The sequence below is a fragment of the Paenibacillus sp. J31R30 genome (assembly GCF_059692115.1).
Window position 1 is genome coordinate 675,523 of the sequence record NZ_JCAUAV010000001.1, and the last position, 14,147, is coordinate 689,669.

Below are 14,147 nucleotides of genomic sequence, written 5' to 3' on the forward strand. Positions count from 1 at the left end.
GCATCCCCGGCAGGGGCAGCGTGCTAGCGCACAAAACTTGTGCGCAAGAGCGGCATCGCCGGCAGGGGCAGCGTGCTAGCGCACAAAACTTGTGCGCAAGAGCGGCATCGCCGGCAGGGGCAGCGTGCTAGCGCACAAAACTTGTGCGCAAGAGCGGCATCGCCGGCAGCGGCAGCATGCTAGCGCACAAAACTTGTGCGCAAGAGCGGCATCGCCGGCAGCGGCAGCATGCTAGAGCACAAAAATTGTGCGCAAGAGCAGCATCCCCGGCAGCGGCAGCGTGCCAGCGCACAAACCTTGTGCGCAAGAGCGGCATCGCCGGCGGCGGCAGCATGCAAGCGCACAAAACTTGTGCGCAAGAGCGGCATCGCCGGCGGCGGCAGCATGCAAGCGCACAAAACTTGTGCGCAAGAGCGGCATCGCCGGCAGCGGCAGCATGCTAGAGCACAAAACTTGTGCGCAAGAGCAGCATCCCCGGAGGCGCAGCATGCTAGCGCACAAAACTTGTGCGCAAGAGCAGCATCCCCGGCGGCGGCAGCGTGCTAGCGCACAAAACTTGTGCGCAAGAGCGGCATCACAGGCTTAGGCAGAATGCTAGCGCACAAGTTTTGTGCAATAGAATTCGTTCAGCTCTAAGCATGCCAAATCCGCGGCATCGCCAACGGTTCTTTCCCAAGCTCAGCCCAAATATAAGACAGCAGCAGAGTGGCTTTCAATTCTTTAAAGTCAGGATCATCCCATAGATTTCGAATCTCACCTGGATCCTCTTGGAGGTCAAAGAGTTCGCCATGCGTTTGATTATAATAGACGGTCAATTTATATCGATCATCCACATACGTCTTCTGATGAATGGTCGTCTTTTCGTGACGGAATTCACAGATCGCATGCTCACGTACTCGTTCAGTATGACCTGTCCATACGGCACTTTGATCAACGCCCGTCATGAAGCTAGGGATCGGCAAGCCAGCCATGGAGAGGAAGGTAGGCGCGAGATCGACGAGGGACTGGATGGCATTTGAGGTTTTGCCAGCTGGAACATGATCTGGGTAACGAACGATAAAAGGCAGCTTAATTAAATCCTCATAATGGAAGCCGCCTTTATATTGAAGGCCATGTTGACCGAAGAAATGACCATGATCCGTTGTGAAAACAACGATCGTATTCTCGGCAAGTCCGAGCGCCTCAAGCCGATCCAAAATACGCCCAATGTATGCGTCCATGCAGCTGATCATGCCGTAATAGGTCGCCACGATTTGCTTGCGCTCAGTTTCTGACAGTTGGGAATGCGAGTGATAGCCATGAATGCCATAGCCGCTTTCTTTTAAATAGGAAAAGTCGGGATTCTCTTCCTGCGTTAAGCCGAAGTGCGGAGGATTCTTCTCATGCTCGCCAGGCGTTACATTTGGGATGGTTAACTTGTCCGGATCATACATCGTGTCCCATGGAGATGGAACTAAATAGTCCGGATGCGGATCGAAAAAGCTCGACCACAGGAAGAAGCTTTCCTCTGACTGCTGGTACTGCTCCAGAAGGGCATTCGTTCTTTCAGCAATCCAGGTATTATAGTGAAACTCTTCGGGAATTGCCCAATGATGCAGTTGCTTAGGGTCCATCGTTCCTGTCGGAGCTAAGAAATAATCGCGCCAGTTCGTGAGCCCTTTCTCTTCCATCCATAGTGCATAATGTTGTCCCACATGTGCTTCATTCGTATGGTTGCGCGCTAATTCAACATGGTCAAAGCCATAGAAGGGTTGATCAAATGTTTTCCAGTAATCAAGGTCTTGCAGGAGCGGATAAGCTTCTAATGAGGGATATTCCGCTGTGCCTTTGAGTGGTTGGAAATGTGCTTTACCAATCAGCGCTGTGCGATAATTCGCTTTTTTAAAATCCTCACCAACGGTATGTCGATCTTCCAAAAGCTTCGTACCGAGCGTCCATGCGCCATGTTGGCTTGGATATTGGCCTGTAATAATGGAGGCTCTTGTCGGTGTACAGGTAGGATTAGGACAATAAGCCCGGGTAAAGGTCGTTCCCTTTTGGACAAGCCGGTCCAAATTGGGTGTAGATAGTTCTGGATTAAAAGCGCCAATCGTATTCCAATGCTGTTGATCACTTGTGATGAGAAGAATATTCGGTTTCTTCATGGGTCATCTCCACCTTTCATTAACATATTACTCACTATCATTAGTATAAAAACAGGAGGAAGACAACAACATGATAGGATGTTAGAAGTTGTCATTTTGTCGACTTTTAATTAAGCTAAGTAGAAGAGAAAAAGTAGTAAAGGAGGTCCCAGATGCAAGAATTCGAGATGGAATTTGCGGATGTGTGGTTTGCGATTCCCCATCCGTTTCAAGTTGCAAGCGGCTGTTGGATTGTACGCGCGGGTCAGAACATGGCTAAGCCTATTTATCACATTGGTCCCAAAGTGATTGAACAGACTAGCTTTCATTGGGTTGTGCAAGGCAAGGTAAAGGTGACTTCACTTGATCATACCGTCGAATTAAGCGAGGGAGATCTATTTTGCCTATTTCCCGGACGTCCTTATGTCTATGAAACGATGCAAACGGAAGACAGCATGCCTCCATTGAAAATGATTTGGCTTGCTATGGAAGGGAATCAATTACCGCTAGTAACAGCAGAGTTTGGTCTTACACCGGATAAGTATTGGCTAAGCGGAATCATGAGTCACGAAGTTGGTGAGGCACTGCGAAGTGTGATTGGTGTAATTTCGGGGTCGAAGAAAAACATGTTTCTTGAACAGCGGGCGCTTAGTGACCTATTTTATAAAATGAATCTGCAAGTGAACCGTTCTTCCTCGAAGGAGAAAGAGAATTGGCTGGTGCAAGTGAAGGATTTCTTCGATCTGCATTATACCGAGCACATTCGCGTGGAGGATGCAGCAGAGCATTTTGGCTACCATCGGTCGCATCTATATGCGGCATTTCTAAAAAAATACGGCGTTTCTCCGCAACGCTACTTAGCTAGTAAGCGCATAGAGAAGGGGGCAGAGCTCCTCAAAACAACGTCGTTATCCGTGACGGAAATCGCCTATTCATTAGGTTACTCCGAGCTTTATGCGTTTACGCGTGCTTTCACGACCTATATGGGAGTCTCACCGCGTAGATACAGGAGCTAATATCCTACAGGGTAGATGACCCATGTGGGATTTTCTTTTGACCGTTGACCATTATCCTTCCGGGTGCCATAATCGAATACAAAACGACATAGGGAGTCAGCCAAGCATGAGTTTACGTTCAGTCATAGACGCTTATCGGCATATGAAGATTAAAAACAAGCTGTCGATTCTGATAACGATGATTATCGCGGTTTCGTTAACATTTACGATCTTGATTCAGCAGTATGTGTTCTCGATCTATGATGGACAAATTTATGAGAAATCCTCGCGCGTACTTAATTTGTCGTCAACGGCGATCGAAACAGAGCTTAAGCGATTGCAGCAGCTTTCTTACCGGATTTTGGCGGAAGAGCAGGTTCAGGAATGGTTGACTTTGCTCAAAAAAAATCCATCTGATTATGACCGCCTCATTATTAGTCATTATTTGATCGATCGATTGATCAGCTATTCAGGTGAGGAGCCTTATTTATATTCCATTCAAATTATGGATGCCAAAGGGAACGAGCACGAAGGCGGCAACATACTAAGGATGGACGAGGATAGGAAAAATCATATCCTGAGTGTCGCTGCACAGGGCAATGGGGAAAATCGATGGCTTTACCCGGACAGCAATGATTCGGCCTTGATTGCGACGCGGGAAATTCGCTCATTTCATAAAACGAACTTTGACTTGGACTATTTAGGGACGCTTGTCATTCGTATCAATATTGAGAAAATCGTTCGCGATATTGCACCGGAAGAGGGCGATGTCATGATCGTTTCCGATGAACATGTGATATTTCCGAGTGATCCTTCCTTGGATTCGAGTCGAATCGCTAAGCCGATGAAAGCGGTTAAAGGGTATGAAATTCAGAAGATTGACGGTGAAGAATATTTCATTGCACAAATACAATCGCTGAACACAGGTTGGACGTATTTGAATATAACGCCCTTTAATCAGATTTTTGATCGAATTGTATTCATTAAAGAGATGGTCGTATTCGTCTTCATAGCCATCTTCGTGGTCGTCATTTTGTTAGGTATACGATTCTCGTATAGCTTAACCCGGCCGATAGACGAGTTGATGGTGCGGATGAAGCTGGCAGAGAAAGGGAATTTCGAAGAAGCGAATTTATTTCCGCCAGGCGGCCAGGTCGCAATGAATGAGATCGGGCTCTTACAGCGGAGCTTCCGGTTCATGATTGAACGCATCAATACATTAATTCAAGAGAATTATGCCAATCGACTGCTCATTAAGGAAACGGAATTTAAAGCGCTGCAGTCGCAAATAAATCCGCATTTTCTGTACAACACATTGGAATCGATTAATTGGATGGCGAAGGTCAATCGGCAATCCAAAATTTCCGAGATGGTGGAAGCACTTGCCTATTTGCTTCGGCACTCTGTAGATCTGAAGGAACCGATTATTACGCTAGGTGAGGAAATTGATATCGTCCGAAGCTATGTGACAATTCAGAAAATACGTTTCGAAGAGCGGTTGGTGTTCAAGCTGGATGTACCTGAAGAATTAATGGATCGGGCCATTCCGAAGTTGACGCTCCAGCCTTTGATGGAGAATGCCATTCACTACGCGTTGGAGTCAACGATTGAGCCTTGTGAAATTTCAATCCGAGGATGGAGTAACGAAGAGGGGATCTACCTCGCCGTTGAGGATACGGGCCCAGGGATGCCGAGAGGCATGATTGAAAGACTGCGAAGTGGTGAAGTGACAACGAAAGGCAAAGGCATCGGTCTCCTGAATATCGATGATCGCATTAAACTAGCCTTCGGTGAAGCTTATGGGATTCGGGTGGATGAGTCAGCCGAGCATGGCGCTTCTATCATTTTAAGTTTACCGATAAGAACGGAGGATTAAGGGATGTACAAAGTATTGTTAGTCGATGACGAACGAATCATTCTGGATGGTATTTCTCGCATGGTGGATTGGCCATCCTTACAAACCGAGCTTATTGGGACTGCGCGTAATGGCGTCGAGGCCTTTGAATTTATACAGAGACAGGCTCCTGACATGATTATTAGTGATATTCGCATGCCAGGGATGGATGGACTAGAGCTCGTTGCGCGTGTTCATGAGGCTTATCCTCATATCCGATTCGTGCTGTTATCAGGTTTCGGAGAGTTTGACTACGCGAGCAGAGCGATGCAATACGGCGTTAAACATTATTTACTCAAGCCAACAAACGAAGTTAAAATCGGTGAAGCGCTGAAGGAGATTGTAGCAGAGCTGGAGCAGGAAACGAGCAAGGAGTCGTTCGTTCGGAACATGAAGGCAGAGCTTGAGAAAGTGATGCCGCATGTGAAAGAGCAATTCCTGAAGGAGTTCGTTACGAATAAAACGTACGGCAATTGGGATTGGGATTATTTCCGCAGCTTATTTAGACTTGATTTTGATTATCAAATTCGACTGCTGCTGTTCCAATTGGAAGAAGGGTTCGAGTTCGAGCATCTGTTCGCCATTAAGAATATTGCCCAGGAAATCTTGCATAGTCCTCTCTTGAGTACAACGATTGGGAATCATGTCTTAATTCTTATTGAGGAATCAGATCACATTGATCAACTCCATGAGCGGATCTATCATATACGGGACACGTTTCAAATGTACTACAAAATGGATGCGACGATCGCGCTCAGTGAGCCAAGCCATATTACGAAGGCTAGACATTTGTATAAGCAATGCCTGCATCTCTTGAATTACCGCTTTTATCTGGGAGAAGGCAGCCTCATTACGCGTAAGGACACGGAGGTTTCCCAAGAGGTTGCGCCGAAGGAGCTGGGGTGGGACGAAGAGCGTTTGAATATGTCGGTGAGATCCGGACATCGCGAGGAAGCGGAGGCAGCTTTGCATGCTTTTATCGGGGGATTGAAGGAAGCGCAGCTAGACATTGATGTGACAAAATCGTATGTTATTCAGCAATTCGTTTCGCTTGTTCGGCAGTGTGCACCAGAAGAAATGAATGAGTATTTCACGCAAATCCCATTGATTGTGGAAATGAATACACTTCAAACGATCCAGATGTTTATGGAAAATGTTGTTATTACGATGACCGAACGATTCTATGGGCTTAATAAAGTGAAGCATAGCGCAATTGTTCAAAAGGTGATTGATGTGATTGACGCCCAGCTCGGGAATTCGGATCTCAGCTTGAATTGGGTGGCGCATGATATGCTGTATATGAACGCCGACTATCTCGGGAAATTATTCAAGAAGGAAACAGGAGAGAAATTTTCCAATTATGTGATGAAAGCTAGAATCTCACGTGCCACAGAAATGATTGCTGATGATGCTGATATCAAAATATTTGAGCTCGCGGAGCGATTAGGCTTTGGTGACAATCCACAATATTTTAGTCAAGTGTTTAAGAAATATCGGGGTTCAACACCTTCTGAATACATGAAATCGACAGACAAATTCGAGTAGTAATGACCAATCTCAACTTTGGGGATGAATACAGATGAAAAAAATCATGTTCACTGTAATCTCGGCCGCCGTAATATTTGCAGGTTGCGGTACTAGCGGTTTTAACGGATCAACACTGAAGACGAGCGGCAAAGCAGATCCAGTTACCCTGCATGTTGCCTGGTGGGGTGGGCAAGCGCGCCACGATTATACGTTAAAAGTGGTTGAATTGTATCAGAAGAAGCATCCGAATGTGACAATTGAATCCGAGTATGCTGCTTTCGACGATTATTGGAAAAAGCTTGCGCCACAGGCTGCTGCTAAGGAATTACCCGATGTATTTCAAATGGACATCTCCTACCTTACGCAATATGGAAGCAAAGACCAATTGGAAGATATCGAGCCCTATATACAGAGTGGCGTTCTAAATGTAAAAGATATTAGCATGACCAGCCTTTCTAGTGGGAAAGTGAATGACAAGCTAGTCGCGATGAGTGCTGGTTCCAATGCCCTTCAGGTTACGGTTGATCCGCAAATGCTGAAGGATGCGGGGATTACGCCGAAGCAAGATTGGACGTTTGCTGATTGGGATGCGATTGGCGCTCAATTGAATGCCAGAGGGAAGCTGCTAGCGGCTGATCTTCGCCATGATGTCATCTTTCCGTTCTTCTTAAGAGGACTAGGTTTGAAAATGTACGGAGCTGATGGCGCTTCACTCGGTTATACTGATGACAAACCATTCATTGATTTCTATACCATGTACAAAAAATGGTACGATTCTGGCTACCTGCTTCCGCTAGATAAGCTAGCTCAGAAGAAAGGAATACCAGAAGACGATGAAGTGGTACTAGGAAATGCAGTTTCGTTGAATGGTTGGTCCAATCAATTTATGCTTGTCAACACAGCTGCGAAGCGTTCACTTGATATTCTTCCGATTCCTGGGTGGAATCAGAACAAAGCACTGTACTTGAAGCCAAGCATGTATTGGACGGTTGCGAAGTCCTCTAAAGTCAAAGAGGAAGCAGTCAAATTCGTTGACTTCTTGATCAATGACATCGATGCGAACAGGATCATTAAAGGGGAGCGTGGCGTACCCGTTTCCTCCAAGGTGAAGGATGCACTGCTGCCGGATCTCACACCGGAGCAAAAGAAAGTATTTGAATATGTCGCTTGGGCTGAGAAAAACAGCTCCCCGATGGACCCTCCGAACCCGGTAGGCGCGGTAGAGGTGGATACATTGCTCAAGGATACTGTTGAGCAAATTCTATATAAAAAGCTGACGGTGGAACAAGGCGCAGCAAAATTCCGCCAGAATGCGACGGCAATTCTAGCAAAGAATAAGAAGTAATATGTGACAGGCTCCGCAGAATTCACTGCGGAGTCTTTTTTTGACATGGAAGACATGAATAAACCGCTTACATAGTTTACACTGACCTCGGCTAATTAAACAAAATGAACTGTTTTTTGCCTTCTTTGTGTACCCAATCCTCTTTATAATACAAATAGAGAAGAGATGAGGCACAAAGCCCTTCATTCCAAAGATCAAACATATAGGGGTTGATTAACAATGAACAAGCTGCGGGATAACGATAACCTAGTCGGGTATGTGTTTGCTTCTCCATTTATACTAGGCTTTCTCATTTTCACGTTGTATCCAATTATTTCGTCGCTTTATTATTCGTTTACGGACTACAATTTATTTGAGACACCGAGTGTCATTGGGTTCGACAATTATCAGAAGATGTTTACTGACGATGATAAATATTGGAAATCATTAAGTGTTACTTTCACGTATGTGTGTGCCAGCGTTCCTTTACGGCTTATTTTCGCTTTAGCGGTTGCAATGCTGTTGAATAAAGCAGCTCGGGGGATTGGTGTGTACCGCTCATCCTTTTATCTTCCATCGTTGATTGGCGGCAGTGTCGCCGTTTCCATCATGTGGACGCAGTTGTTTGGTGACAAAGGATTGCTGAATTCCTTCTTAGCTGTCATTGGCATTCATACCGACATATCTTGGATCGGAAATCCAGCAACAGCGATTTGGACATTGATTGCCTTGTCTGTCTGGCAGTTCGGATCGTCCATGTTAATCTTCCTTGCAGGTCTCAAGAACATCCCGTATTCCTACTATGAAGCAGCGAGTGTGGATGGTGCGAGCAAGGTTAGACAATTTTTCAATATTACGTTGCCGCTCCTTAGCCCGATTATTTTATTTAACCTCATCATGCAGACGATATCTGCTTTCATGACGTTTACGCCAGCTTACATCATTTCACGTGGTGAAGGTGGACCCCTTGATAATACATTACTATACTCGCTTTACTTGTATCGCAGAGCGTTCCAGTTTTACGAGATGGGCTACGCATCGGCAATGGCTTGGGTCATGCTCTTGTTAATCGGACTTATCGCGCTGGTTCTATTCCAAACCTCCAAGTACTGGGTGTATTACGAATCGAAGGGAGAGCGGTAAAATGACCAACGTCACCATGAGAAAAACCTTGAAGCCCTATGCGTATCACATTATTGTTGGCGCCATTGCCTTAATGATGATTTATCCGATTCTTTGGCTTATTGCGAGTTCACTTAAACCGAATGATGAGATTTTTACAACCACCTATAGCTTAATACCAAGTAAAATCGCCTGGGAGAATTATGTGTCGGGTTGGAAGGGCTTTGCTGGAAACACGTTCGCTACTTTCTATCTGAACTCGTTCTACATCGTTATTTTGTCGACGATCGGAGCGGTCATGAGCTCGGCACTAGTTGCGTATGCATTCGCGCGCATTCCGTTTGCAGGCAAAAACATCTGGTTCACCTGCATGATGATTACGATGATGCTTCCGCATGATGTTACCATCATTCCACAGTATGTTATGTTTTCGAAGCTGGGCTGGTTATCTTCATTTAAACCAATCATCTTGCCACAGTTTTTCGCAATCCCATTCTTCATCTTCCTCATTATGCAGTTTATCCGCACGATTCCGATCGAGCTGGATGAGGCGGCGAAAATGGACGGTTGCAGCAAATACAGTATTTTCTTCCGAATTTTAGTGCCACTCATCGTACCTTCACTAATTACAGCGACCATTTTCTCTTTCTACTGGCGCTGGGAGGATTTCATCAATCCGCTGCTCTATTTGAATAAACCATCGCTTTATCCAGTGTCATTGGCCCTCAAGCTATTCCTGGACGGCGATTCAATTAACAACTGGGGCGGGATGTTCGCAATGGCATCGCTGTCACTGATTCCAATCATCATCGTGTTCTTTATTTTTCAGCGTTACATTGTGGAAGGAATTTCTACAAGCGGTTTGAAAGGATAAGAAATGAGAGGGGACCTATTGGACATGCCGAAATTAGTTTTTGACGAAAATGAGATCAGATCAGCCATCGATCGTGTGGTAGACCGCACGTTTCGCATGGACTTCGGTTGGGATTGGCCAGGCGGAGTCGCATTTTATGGGGTTTGTGAAGCCTATGCAGCGACTGGAAATGAATCCTATCTAACTAGGCTGAAGGCTTGGGTGGATGAAAATATGGAGGATGGCTTACCGAAGCTCTCGGTCAATGCGGTGTCCATCGGACATTCCCTTCTTACCTTGTATGAAGTAACGAAAGACGAGAAATATCTAGACACGGTCAAGGAAATGGCTAAATTCCTGACAACACAAGCGGAGCGATTTGGGGACGATATTCTCCAGCATACCGTGAATTCCGAAACGTATAATTTCCCAGAACAAGCCTGGGTTGACACAATGTTTATGGCGGGTTATTTCCTACTGCGTGTCGGTAAATTGCTTAATAACGATGAGTACTTCGAGCTTGGCCTAAAGCAGTATCATGGGCACGAAAATGTCCTGCAGAATGCGAAAACCAATCTATATTATCACGGTTGGGATAACAATGCTCAGAACAATATGTCCGCTATTTTCTGGGCGCGAGGGAATTCTTGGGCCTCACTAACGATGGCGCGTGCGCTCCATCTCGTATCGGTAACGCATCCTTCGTTCATGATCATAGATGGTTCACTTCGTGATCAACTGAGCTCTCTTGTTCGATTACAGAATGAATCAGGCTTGTGGCACACCATTTTGGATGATGGGGCGGCGCCGCTAGAGACCTCCGGCTCTGCTGGTATTGCTACGGCTTTGCTTACGAGAGGACGACTGTATAACAAGTATACACAGAAGTCGATCGATGGTATCTTGGCTCGCATCACCGACGATGGCACCGTAACAGGTGTCTCCGCAGGAACAGCAGTTATGGAAAACGCCGAAGGGTACAAAGGCGTGCCTGACAAACGCATTCAAGGATGGGGACAAGGGTTAACCTTGACGTTCCTAGCCGAGGTATTGAATTCGAAGAAAAATAGCTTCGGGAACGGGTGCTAGGCACTACCCAGCCCGTCAGTTCAGCTCGCCTAGCTCGATTGATCCATCTTCCGGCAGTGGTTAGATGGAAAATCTACAGTTAATTTCACGCGAGAATATTGAAAAATAAGATTAAATTGGAAAACCTCCAGCTAATATTCACATTCCTGCTGTAATCGCAGCGAATGTTTATAAAAGCTGGAGGTTTTCCTGTTATTCCCTATTTCGTTCGCCCATATTGCTTACCTATGTTCACGATTTTTCGATACAATTTGCGATTAGGCATATTCTTCAAGGGGTAGAACTGGGGCCGTGTGTTCACTTCCAGAATCCACGGCTTGCCCTTTGAATCAAGTGCAACATCGAGTCCCAGTTCTCTGAAACCTTTCTGATGACGATCAAAGTTGTGTCCAACGGAGATGCCTAGCTGTTTCAACTCCGCTTCTCTTTCTTGGATTGTCGGCTTGGAATAGCCAGCGCCTAGCATCGTCGGTAGGAAGTACCCAACGGTCCCGCCTTGATTATAATTGGTAGCTACCTTACCCGGCTTTCCGATTTTGGTGAAGATGCCAGTACTGATCCATTCACCTTGATTGGTCTTCTGCACCATGACGCGAATATCGAAAGGTCTTCCTTTCGTTTTGGCAAGTTGGATCCCTTTTTGCAGCAAATAGGAACGTTTCCCGGCATGTTTGGACAGTTTGGTGTGCAGCCTATTCCTCGTTGAACAGAAATCCTTTTTACGATTCAATTGGGTTAGGTAGCCCTGGGTCTTCCGTTTAATCCGAATAATATTGAATCCGCCTGAACCATCTGTAGGCTTAAAAAAGACCGTTTTATAATCATCTAACATGTCATTTAAACTTTTTTTCGTAAAAAGCACGGTTCGAGGCACATACTGGCGTAATTCAGGCTGCTGAAGCAGCCATTTTGTTTTACGCCATTTGCTTTTAATTGAACTGCTTTTATACCTGGGCATAGGGAGTACACCTCTTTTAGACAGCGTATGTGAGGTGTGTCCTGCTTGTCAGTGCGTTTACCTAGCAACCACATCTATTCTAGTCAATAAACTGAATCACTTTATGCTCGTATCGGCCTAACGTCAGTTGACCCTCATGATATCGTGTACCTGAGATTGGATCCACGCCGTCCCTTGGAAGCGTCACGCTGCCGCCCGCTCCGTCCATGTTAACTACGACCCACACCTCGTAACCATCGCCTCGTCTCGGTGCGACTATCGTACCTGCGGTCACATCCGTGCGCAGGGTAACACCAGCATCATCCGCATATCGCGTGATGAGGTTGTTCAACAACTGTTCGCCTTCTTCGCCCGTCGGCATGGAGCCGAGCATCACGATCTTGCCTTTGCCATACGTTCGTTCCGTAATGAAAGCATGTCCCACCGCCAGGCCTGTTTCAATGGTGCCAACAGCCATCGCTTCCTTCATCTCGAAGACGGAGCTCCACAGTGAAAGAGGTGCAGCGATGCCAAAGGCACTGCCAATTGTGCTGCTGCCGTCCATCGGAAACGTGTAGACCGTTTCCACGCCAGCGAGCTGCTCCAATTCTCCGAGCGCAGCATTCGTATGCATGGTGTGTTCTTCGGTGCGTCCACCTGAGAGAGGACCAACCACCCACACACCGCCTTCGGCTACGAACGCTTCCGCGCGCTTCATGAAATCAGCGGAGATATAAGGGAGGAATGGTGTAAATAACAGCTTGTAACCAGCGAGTTCTGCGCCTTCCGGCACGAGATCTCGGTGTATCCCTAGATGGAGTATCCGCTCATAGAACCCAGTAACCAAACCGCGATGATTCAGTTTTTGATGCGGTTCGGTTTTCAGGAACGCTTTAGAGCGATCCGAATACGTCATGGCAACTTCAGCTTGCGCCGGCCGTGTTGCTAGGATCGTGGCTTCAATCTCTTGTCTAGCCTGCTCGACTTCTAGCACATTAGGAAAACCAATCGTAGGCTTGCCCCAAGTGCTGATGACCGAACCGTGCGGTTGTTCGCAGCCTGCGCGCTGCTGTCTCCACAGCCAATAGCAGAAGGCTTCTGCGCCTAGCGCATAAGCGGCAACCGCTTCGGCTTTGAGATAGCCATTCGGATGCGGCTTCGCATAGCTCGCGAGTGAAGCTGCATGTGAGGGGCTTGTCTCCATGATCCAATAGTCCCGTCCGCGCTTAAAGTTCCGCCACAGGTCGTTATTTAACAAATAGTTAGCTGGGTGATCATAGGTCGCATACGTATCGAAGGAGGCAAAATCCAGCTCTCTAAACAACCGCTCATTGTCAACGCTGAAAGCAACACTGCTATTGTGCGTGATCGGCGCGTCAGAGAATTGACGGATAATGGCCGCTTGCTCATCGGAGAACTGGGCAATTTTCTCCATCGAGAACAGTTGGTACATCGTGCTGAGAGAGGAATTATGTAAGAACGGCGCTGGACCAGGCTGCGGTACTTGCTCGAAGCTGTGGTAATATTCGCTCCAAATTTGCGTGCCCCATGCTTCATTCAGCTTCTCAATCGTCCCGTATCGTTCTTCTAACCAAGAATGCCACTGTGTGAGGCATGTGCCACACATGCATTCGGACACATGCGCTTTGAATTCATTGTCGATCTGCCAACCGATCAAGCCTGGCAAGCGACCAATCGCCTTCGCGATGTGTTCGGTGATGATGGTCGCCTTCTCGCGGAAATAAGGATGATTCGTACAGGCATGCTGACGTGACCCATGACCCATGACTTGCAGCTGTTCATTCACATACATCCGCTCAGGATGTCCGTGCGTGAACCAAATCGGAGGCGTAGGTGTCGGTGTGCACATCACCGTGTCAATCCCATTTTCATGGAGCAATTGCACCATTTTCACAAAGAAACTAAGGTCAATCTTACCCTCGGTAGGCTCCATATTGGACCAAGCGAATTCACCAATTCGCATGACATTCATTCCTGCTTGTTTCATCAACGCAATATCTTGCTCAATAACCGAATGATCCCAAAGCTCCGGATACCAGGCCGCACCGTGATATAACTTGTTTCCCATTTCCATCAACCATCCTCTACATCTAAAAGTTAGTTACTACTATAAGTGCTACCATGCCTCAGGGGCAATAACACATTCTTGCTGGAAAAATTAGGGTGTTTCAACTGTTTTGACGGGTTTGCACTTTCTTGATGCTGGTCCAATATAAGCGATTGGAAGGGCTTACAAGAATGTCTGATAGGCGGAAAATGCCA

Annotated in this window: 11 protein-coding genes; 8 read left to right on the plus strand and 3 right to left on the minus strand. The window is 46.6% G+C overall.

All coding sequences use genetic code 11. From position 1 onward, the window contains the following. Window positions 1-195: 195 nt before the first annotated feature. On the plus strand, window positions 196-546 hold the full coding sequence (locus AC58QO_RS02235; protein WP_497263667.1) for a hypothetical protein: 351 nt from the start codon (window positions 196-198) through the stop codon (window positions 544-546). 86 nt (window positions 547-632) lie between these two features. Here AC58QO_RS02235 and AC58QO_RS02240 read toward each other — a convergent pair whose 3' ends face one another. Next, a complete protein-coding gene (locus AC58QO_RS02240; protein WP_497263669.1) occupies window positions 633-2,144 on the minus strand; it encodes a sulfatase family protein in 1,512 nt (503 codons plus the stop codon). A gap of 152 nt (window positions 2,145-2,296) precedes the next feature. Here AC58QO_RS02240 and AC58QO_RS02245 point away from each other — a divergent pair, with 152 nt between their 5' ends. From AC58QO_RS02245 to AC58QO_RS02275, 7 genes are all read left to right on the plus strand, one after another. Continuing rightward, window positions 2,297-3,139, plus strand: a complete 843-nt coding sequence (locus AC58QO_RS02245; protein WP_497263671.1) for an AraC family transcriptional regulator — start codon at window positions 2,297-2,299, stop codon at window positions 3,137-3,139. A 106-nt stretch (window positions 3,140-3,245) separates the two neighbouring features. Further along, the gene (locus tag AC58QO_RS02250) at window positions 3,246-4,994 is read left to right on the plus strand and encodes a sensor histidine kinase (protein WP_497263673.1); all 1,749 of its coding nucleotides are present in this window, start codon (window positions 3,246-3,248) and stop codon (window positions 4,992-4,994) included. Between the two features lie 3 nt (window positions 4,995-4,997). After that, entirely contained in the window at window positions 4,998-6,557 is a 1,560-nt protein-coding gene (locus AC58QO_RS02255) for a response regulator transcription factor (RefSeq protein ID WP_497263675.1), read from the plus strand. Window positions 6,558-6,591: 34 nt separating this feature from the next. Beyond that, the gene (locus AC58QO_RS02260; RefSeq protein ID WP_497263677.1) at window positions 6,592-7,884 is read left to right on the plus strand and encodes an ABC transporter substrate-binding protein; all 1,293 of its coding nucleotides are present in this window, start codon (window positions 6,592-6,594) and stop codon (window positions 7,882-7,884) included. Between the two features lie 219 nt (window positions 7,885-8,103). Further along, window positions 8,104-9,006 (plus strand): carbohydrate ABC transporter permease, encoded by a 903-nt coding sequence (locus AC58QO_RS02265; protein ID WP_497263679.1) that lies wholly within the window; start codon window positions 8,104-8,106, stop codon window positions 9,004-9,006. A gap of 73 nt (window positions 9,007-9,079) precedes the next feature. After that, window positions 9,080-9,859, plus strand: coding sequence for a carbohydrate ABC transporter permease (locus AC58QO_RS02270; RefSeq protein ID WP_497264368.1), 780 nt, complete (start codon window positions 9,080-9,082; stop codon window positions 9,857-9,859). Window positions 9,860-9,883: 24 nt separating this feature from the next. After that, a complete protein-coding gene (locus AC58QO_RS02275) occupies window positions 9,884-10,927 on the plus strand; it encodes a glycoside hydrolase family 88/105 protein (RefSeq protein ID WP_497263680.1) in 1,044 nt (347 codons plus the stop codon). A 199-nt stretch (window positions 10,928-11,126) separates the two neighbouring features. On the opposite strand, the gene AC58QO_RS02280 is transcribed toward AC58QO_RS02275, so the two are convergent. Both AC58QO_RS02280 and AC58QO_RS02285 read right to left on the minus strand, forming a co-directional pair. Continuing rightward, window positions 11,127-11,885 carry a YheC/YheD family protein gene (locus AC58QO_RS02280; RefSeq protein WP_497263682.1) on the minus strand — a complete coding sequence of 253 codons (759 nt, stop codon included), beginning with the start codon at window positions 11,883-11,885 and terminating at the stop codon, window positions 11,127-11,129. A 79-nt stretch (window positions 11,886-11,964) separates the two neighbouring features. Continuing rightward, window positions 11,965-13,953 carry a beta-galactosidase gene (locus AC58QO_RS02285; protein WP_497263684.1) on the minus strand — a complete coding sequence of 663 codons (1,989 nt, stop codon included), beginning with the start codon at window positions 13,951-13,953 and terminating at the stop codon, window positions 11,965-11,967. Between the last annotated feature and the right edge of the window lie 194 nt (window positions 13,954-14,147).

Bases quoted from the DNA above. Each gene is read 5' to 3' on its own strand.
- AC58QO_RS02280 (WP_497263682.1), bottom strand. From the start codon at position 11,885: ATGCCCAGGTATAAAAGCAGTTCAATTAAAAGCAAATGGCGTAAAACA.
- AC58QO_RS02285 (WP_497263684.1), bottom strand. From the start codon at position 13,953: ATGGGAAACAAGTTATATCACGGTGCGGCCTGGTATCCGGAGCTTTGG.
- AC58QO_RS02265 (WP_497263679.1), top strand. From the start codon at position 8,104: ATGAACAAGCTGCGGGATAACGATAACCTAGTCGGGTATGTGTTTGCT.
- AC58QO_RS02250 (WP_497263673.1), top strand. From the start codon at position 3,246: ATGAGTTTACGTTCAGTCATAGACGCTTATCGGCATATGAAGATTAAA.
- AC58QO_RS02260 (WP_497263677.1), top strand. From the start codon at position 6,592: ATGAAAAAAATCATGTTCACTGTAATCTCGGCCGCCGTAATATTTGCA.
- AC58QO_RS02240 (WP_497263669.1), bottom strand. From the start codon at position 2,144: ATGAAGAAACCGAATATTCTTCTCATCACAAGTGATCAACAGCATTGG.
- AC58QO_RS02270 (WP_497264368.1), top strand. From the start codon at position 9,080: ATGATGATTTATCCGATTCTTTGGCTTATTGCGAGTTCACTTAAACCG.
- AC58QO_RS02275 (WP_497263680.1), top strand. From the start codon at position 9,884: ATGCCGAAATTAGTTTTTGACGAAAATGAGATCAGATCAGCCATCGAT.
- AC58QO_RS02255 (WP_497263675.1), top strand. From the start codon at position 4,998: ATGTACAAAGTATTGTTAGTCGATGACGAACGAATCATTCTGGATGGT.
- AC58QO_RS02245 (WP_497263671.1), top strand. From the start codon at position 2,297: ATGCAAGAATTCGAGATGGAATTTGCGGATGTGTGGTTTGCGATTCCC.